This window comes from Kitasatospora sp. NPDC056181 (assembly GCF_042266225.1).
Taxonomy (GTDB): domain Bacteria; phylum Actinomycetota; class Actinomycetes; order Streptomycetales; family Streptomycetaceae; genus Kitasatospora.
The window spans coordinates 1-5,928 of the sequence record NZ_JBHJUK010000119.1; the positions used below are offsets into that span (position 1 = coordinate 1).

6 protein-coding genes are annotated in these 5,928 nt (G+C 73.8%); 2 read left to right on the forward strand and 4 right to left on the reverse strand.

Annotated elements, in window-relative coordinates; genetic code table 11:
- From ACFC1F_RS32730 to ACFC1F_RS32740, 3 genes are all read right to left on the reverse strand, one after another.
- Window positions 1-707 (reverse strand): NADH-quinone oxidoreductase subunit C (locus tag ACFC1F_RS32730; protein WP_376163803.1); only part of this gene is annotated, 707 nt, incomplete at its 3' end.
- Window positions 704-1,351 (reverse strand): NADH-quinone oxidoreductase subunit B, encoded by a 648-nt coding sequence (locus tag ACFC1F_RS32735; protein WP_209417495.1) that lies wholly within the window; start codon window positions 1,349-1,351, stop codon window positions 704-706. The genes ACFC1F_RS32735 and ACFC1F_RS32730, both read right to left, overlap by 4 nt.
- Window positions 1,342-1,758 (reverse strand): NADH-quinone oxidoreductase subunit A, encoded by a 417-nt coding sequence (locus ACFC1F_RS32740; protein WP_209417494.1) that lies wholly within the window; start codon window positions 1,756-1,758, stop codon window positions 1,342-1,344. The genes ACFC1F_RS32735 and ACFC1F_RS32740 overlap by 10 nt, the downstream gene beginning before the upstream one ends.
- 390 nt (window positions 1,759-2,148) lie before the next feature.
- On the opposite strand from ACFC1F_RS32740, the gene ACFC1F_RS32745 reads away from it, so the two are divergent.
- Window positions 2,149-3,318, forward strand: a complete 1,170-nt coding sequence (locus tag ACFC1F_RS32745; RefSeq protein ID WP_209417499.1) for a sensor histidine kinase — start codon at window positions 2,149-2,151, stop codon at window positions 3,316-3,318.
- Between the two features lie 194 nt (window positions 3,319-3,512).
- Here the strand turns inward: ACFC1F_RS32745 and ACFC1F_RS32750 are convergent, their stop codons facing one another.
- On the reverse strand, window positions 3,513-4,565 hold the full coding sequence (locus ACFC1F_RS32750) for a S1C family serine protease (RefSeq protein WP_376163843.1): 1,053 nt from the start codon (window positions 4,563-4,565) through the stop codon (window positions 3,513-3,515).
- A 265-nt stretch (window positions 4,566-4,830) separates the two neighbouring features.
- Between ACFC1F_RS32750 and galE the strand changes: the two genes are divergently transcribed.
- On the forward strand, window positions 4,831-5,817 hold the full coding sequence (gene galE / locus ACFC1F_RS32755) for a UDP-glucose 4-epimerase GalE (protein ID WP_376163805.1): 987 nt from the start codon (window positions 4,831-4,833) through the stop codon (window positions 5,815-5,817).
- Window positions 5,818-5,928 lie beyond the last annotated feature (111 nt).

The following is a 5,928-nucleotide window of genomic DNA, read 5'->3' on the forward strand; positions in this document are numbered from 1 at the left end:
CGCCGCGGCCGGTCCGCCCGCACCGCGGGCCCGCCCTCGGCCGCAGCCCCGGCCGCAGCGCCGGCACCCGCGGCCGCCCGGGGCGTCCGCGCCGCGCCCGCCGCCCGCGCACCGCGCGCGGGCCGCTCGGCGACCGGTGGCAGGGTGCCCTTGAGCGGCCCCCACTCGTTCGGGTCCGGCACACCGGCCGGCTGCATCTTGCGCCGCGCCGGCCCGTCGCCGTGGTCGGACTCGCCCGGCTCCTTGGCACCCGGCCAGGCCTTGGCGACCCGGGCGGCGAGCACGAACTCCTTGCGCAGCGGGTGGCCCTCAAAGCCGTCCGGCAGCAGCAGGGTGGCCAGGTAGGGGTGCCCGGGGAAGTCGATGCCGAACATCTCGTGCGTCTCGCGCTCGTGCCACGCGGCGCCGGCGTACACGGCGACGGCGGTCGGCAGCGCGGCGCTGTCCCGCGGCACGCGGGTGCGCACCACCAGGTGGCGCACGCCCGGGGCGTCGGCGGAGGCCAGGTGGGCGGCCACCGAGAAGCCCTCGGCCAGCTCGTCGACGGCGCTCAGCCAGTCGAAGAAGGAGAGGCCGAGCACGTCCCGGGCCGCGGTCAGCGCCTCGATCCAGTGCTCGGCGGGCACGTCGACGGTGACCAGCCCGTACGCCTCGGCGCCGGTGGCCCACTCGCCGACCGACGCCGCATACTGCTCGGCCGTGGTCACGAGGCCCCTCCCTCGACAGCGGGACCGGCCACCAGCGGGCGGCGCAGCGCGGACGCGGGCGCGGCGTACCGGCCCGGGAGCGACTCGGCGGCGATCTTCTCCTGGAGCTTGAGGATGCCCTGGAGCAGCGCCTCGGGCCGCGGCGGGCAGCCGGGCACGTAGACGTCGACCGGGATGATCTGGTCGACGCCCTTGGTGACCGAGTAGGAGTCCCAGTACGGGCCGCCGGAGTTGGAGCAGGCGCCGAAGGAGATGACGTACTTCGGCTCGGGCATCTGCTCGTAGAGGCGCTTCACGGCGGGCGCCATCTTGTCGGTCACCGTCCCCGAAACGATCATCAGATCGGCCTGGCGGGGGCCCGGCGCGAACGGGATGACACCCATCCGGATGAAGTCGTGCTTGGCCATGGACGCGGCGATGAACTCGATCGCACAGCAGGCCAGGCCGAAGTTGAAGCACCAGAGGCTGTAGCGGCGGCCCCAGTTGAGGACCACCTTGACCGGGTCCGGCGCGAGCCGGGCCAGCGGGCCGATGCCGCGCCGCTCGACGGCTCCGGCTCCGGGCTGCGCCGGGTCCGGCAGGCCGAGCGGGACCGGACCGCCGGAGGCACCGTGCGCGTGCGCGTGGTTGTGCGTCACGTCCATTCCAGAACGCCCTTCTTCCAGGCGTAGAGCAGTCCGACCGCGAGGAAGCCGATGAAGACGAACATCTCGACCAGCGTTCCGGCGCCGTACCCGGCGGAGGCGAACACGGTCGCCCACGGGAACAGGTAGATCGCGTCGACCGCGAAGATCACGTACAGGAAGGCGTAGACGTAGTAGCGGATCTGGGTGTGCGCCCAGTCCTCGCCCACCGGGTCCACGCCGCACTCGTAGGCGAGGAGTTTCTCCGGCGAGTACACCACCGGCCGCAGCAGCCGGTTGGCGGTGAACGCCACGGCGACGAAGAGCACGCCGACGACGGCGAGCAGGCCCATCGCGGCGTACGCGTCGAAGTAGCCGCTGCCGACCGCCGGGTCGGCAGCGACGGCAGCCGCCTGCTGCCCCTCCATGCCACTCGCCTCCACATCGGCCGTGAGAACCACCCCACTAAGCCAGTTCTACGACGTTTCTTTACACGGTCATAACCATCGCCAATGCGTGAGTCTAAGTGCACGGCCGTGGAGCGCCGCACCCCGCCCGATCCGCAAGACGACCGGTGGACAACCCGCGGACACCGGGGCGCCCCGGCCGCCCCCCGCCGTCACGCCCCGGCGCGGGGGCAGGGGCGTGACGGCGGGGGTGGGGATAACCCCCGCCCGGGGAGACGTATCACCCCCATGGCCCCGGCGGCCCCTCACCGGGGAAGCTTGGATCATCAGCTCGACCGACAGGGACGGTAGATCCGGATGAAACCACTGCACCGCCGCGCCGCGGACGCCCTCAAGGAGCAGGACGCCCGGATGGAGCGCGCCCCGCTGTACGGCGCGCGGATGTGGCGGCAGGCGGGGCAGCTGATGCTCAACCTGCCGCTGGGCATCGCGGGGTTCGTCTTCACCGTCGTGACGCTCTCCGTCGGCCTCGCGCTCTCCGTGACCGTGATCGGCCTGCCGCTGCTGGCCGCCGGGCTGGCCGGCACCCGCGCCATGGGCGGCTTCGCCCGCCGCCGGGCCCGGTCGGTGCACGGCTCCGAACTGCGCGACCCGGAGCCGGTGCGCCGGCCCCGCCCGGGGATCACCGGCTACGCGATCGCCCACCTCACGGACGCACTGAGCTGGCGTTCGGTCCTCTACTACGTGCTGCTGATGCCCTGGGGCCTGCTGAGCTTCGCCGTGACCCTGATCTGCGTGATCATCGGCTGGCCGGCGCTGCCCTGGGTGGTGCGCGCCGAGTCCGCGGTCGACCGGATGCTGGTGGAGACCCTGCTCTCCCCCGGCGCGCTGTCCGAGCGGGTGCGCGAGCTGGAGGAGGACCGCGGCACGGTGGTCGACACCGCCGCCGCCGACCTGCGCCGGATCGAGCGCGACCTGCACGACGGTGCCCAGGCCCGGCTGGTGGCGCTGGCGATGGACCTCGGCCTGGCCAAGGAGCGGCTGCGGGAGACCGAGACGCCGGACGACGTGGCCGCCGCCGCCAGGATGGTCGACAACGCGCACGGCGAGGTGAAGCTCGCCCTCCAGGAGCTGCGCGACCTGGCCCGCGGCATCCACCCGGCGGTGCTCACCGACCGCGGTCTGGACGCGGCGCTCTCCGCGGTGGCCGCCCGCTGCACCGTGCCGGGCGGGGTCAAGGTGAACGTCGCACTGAAGGCCGCGGACGGCACGGTGGAGCGCCCCGACTCGGCGGTCGAGGGCATCGCCTACTTCACCGTGAGCGAGCTGCTCACCAACGTCTCCAAGCACTCCGGCGCCACCTCCGCGACGGTGGACGTCTGGCGCGCCGGCGACCAGCTGATGGTGCTGGTCAAGGACGACGGCAAGGGCGGCGCGGCCCCCTACCCGGGCAGCGGCCTGGGCGGGCTGGCCGAGCGGATCCGGGCGGTGGACGGGGTCTTCCTGGTGGAGAGCCCGCACGGCGGCCCGACGACCGTCACCATCGAGCTCCCCTGGCGCACCCGCGTCGCCCGCCGCTGACCACCCGGCACCCGCCCGGCCGACGGCTCCGGCCCGCCGGAGGCGCCCTGCCGCGGCCGGCGGCAGCCGGCAGCACCCCCGCAACGGCAACCGGCCGGGACTTCGTCGAGGCAGTTGACGAGGTCCCGGCCGCGCCCCGTACGCCGGCCGCCCGCGAACCCTTGCGCGGTGTGCGGGCGGCCGGCGCCGGTGGTCTAGGGGGTTTGCAGGGTGCCGAGGGTGACCTCGGCGGTCCTGCTCTGGCCGTCCCGGGTGTAGGTGACGGTCGTCCTGGTGCCCGGGGTGAGCGAGGCCAGCGCGGTGGTGAGCGAGTTCAGGTCCTCGATCGGGGTGTCGCCGACCTTGGTGATCACGTCGCCGACCTGGATCCCCGCCGAGTCCGCCGGGCCGCCCGCGGAGACCGCCACCACCACCGCGCCCGCCGGGCGGAAGTCCTGGTCGAAGTAGGTCCGGGCGGTGATGCCGAGCGCGGCCCGGCCGGAGTTGGTGACCTTCCCGTCCTTGATCAGCTGGTCCGCGATGCCGGTGACGGTGGACGCCGGGATGGCGAAGCCGATGCCGGGCGCGGCCGCACCGTTGGTCTCGGGCTCGGTGGCGGCGAGCGTGTTGATGCCGATCACCTGACTGTTCAGGTTGACCAGCGCGCCGCCGCTGTTGCCGGGGTTGATCGCGGCCGAGGTCTGCACCATGTTGCCGATGGTGGCGCCCGGCGAGCCGGCGCTGTTGGGCTCGGAGACGGTCCGGCCGGTGGCCGAGACGATGCCGTCGGTGACGCTGCCGGTGAGCCCGAGCGGACTGCCCATGGCCAGCGTGATCTGGCCCAGCCGGACCTTGCCGGAGTCCCCGAAGACGGCCGGTTTCAGGCCGCCCGGCGGGCTGGTCAGTCTGATCACCGCGAGGTCGGAGTCCGGGTAGCTGGCGACCAGGGTCGCGTCCAACGGCTTGGTGCTGTTGGCCAGCGTGACGGCGAAGGTGGTGGCGGTGCCGACCACGTGGGCGTTGGTGACGATGTCGCCCTTGTTGTCGTAGACGATCCCCGAGCCGAGCCCGCTGGCGGTGGTGATCTGCACCACCGAGGGCAGCACGTCGGCGATCACCTTCTGGTACGAGTCCTGGAGCTGGATGCCGCCGGCCGGCTGGGCGGACGCGGAAGCGGACGACGAGGTCGCGGACGCCGGGGAGGAGGAGCCGCTGCTGCAACCGGCCACCACCACCAGCGCGGCCACGGCGGCGAGCGCCCCGGGCACGACCGGCCGGCCGCCGAACGCCTTGGGGCCGGTGGGGCGGGGTCCGGCCGGGAGCGGGCGGGTGTGCTCCTTCTTGCGGTTCACCTGGCTGCCTCCGATTCCCTCACCGGACAGAGATCTTTGTCAGCATTTCACCGTTATGTCCGAATCATCGCGCCGACTCGCCCGCCCCTGCCGGAAAGCCTGACCGGCCGGGGAGAGGCGTCGGACCCCCGCCGACTCGCCCGGCACCGGCCGGAAAGCCGGACCGCCTAGGATGCGGGCCATGACTTGGTTGATCACCGGCGGTGCCGGATACATCGGCGGGCACGTGGTGCAGCAGCTCCTCGACGCGGGCGAGCGGGTGGCCGTCCTGGACGACTTCAGCACCGGCGACCGCACCCGGCTGCCGCAGGGGGTGGCCCTGATCGAGGGGTCCACGCTGGACCGGGCCGTCCTGGACGAGGCGATCCGCGAGCACGCCGTCGAGGGCATCCTGCACTTCGCGGCGAAGAAGCAGGTCGGCGAGTCGGTCGAGCAGCCCTTCTTCTACTACCGCGAGAACATGATCGGTCTGCAGACCGTGCTGGAGGCGGCCGCCGAGGGCGGCGTGAAGCGCTTCCTGTTCTCCTCCTCCGCCGCCGTCTACGGCATGCCGGACGTCGACCTGGTCACCGAGTCCACCCCGTGCGCGCCGATGAGCCCGTACGGCGAGACCAAGCTGGCCGGCGAGTGGCTGGTCTCGGCCGTCGGCAAGGCCCACGGCATCTCCACCGTCTCGCTGCGCTACTTCAACGTGGCCGGCGCGGCCTCGCCGGAGCTGTCGGACGCGGGCGTGTTCAACCTGATCCCGATGGTCTTCGAGCGGCTCACCGCCGGTCAGGCCCCGCGGATCTTCGGCGCCGACTACCCGACCCCCGACGGCACCTGCGTGCGCGACTTCATCCACGTCTCCGACATCGCCTCGGCCCACGTGGCGGCCGCCAAGCGTCTGGCGGCCGACCCGGCCGGCGAGACGGCGCTGATCCTCAACATCGGCCGCGGCGAGGGCGTCAGCGTCAAGGAGATGCTGGACGTGATCGGCAAGGTGACCGGCTACGACGCCACCGGCGAGGTCACCCCGCGCCGCGCCGGCGACCCCGCCCGGGTGGTGGCCTCCGCCGAGCTGATCCGCCAGGAGCTGGGCTGGACCGCCCGTCACGGCGTCGAGGAGATGGTGGCCTCGGCGTGGGAGGGCTGGTGCAGCCGCCACCCGGAGGCCCGCAAGAAGTAGCGGCGGACGCGGGGGGGGCGGGGGCGGCGGGGGGGGCCCCCCCCCCCCCCCCCCCCCCCCGCCCCCCCCCCCCGGCCCCCCCCCCCCCCCCCCCGGGGGCCCCCCCGCCCG

Bases quoted from the DNA above. Each gene is read 5' to 3' on its own strand.
- ACFC1F_RS32735 (WP_209417495.1), bottom strand. From the start codon at position 1,351: ATGGACGTGACGCACAACCACGCGCACGCGCACGGTGCCTCCGGCGGT.
- ACFC1F_RS32740 (WP_209417494.1), bottom strand. From the start codon at position 1,758: ATGGAGGGGCAGCAGGCGGCTGCCGTCGCTGCCGACCCGGCGGTCGGC.
- ACFC1F_RS32745 (WP_209417499.1), top strand. From the start codon at position 2,149: ATGGAGCGCGCCCCGCTGTACGGCGCGCGGATGTGGCGGCAGGCGGGG.
- galE (WP_376163805.1), top strand. From the start codon at position 4,831: ATGACTTGGTTGATCACCGGCGGTGCCGGATACATCGGCGGGCACGTG.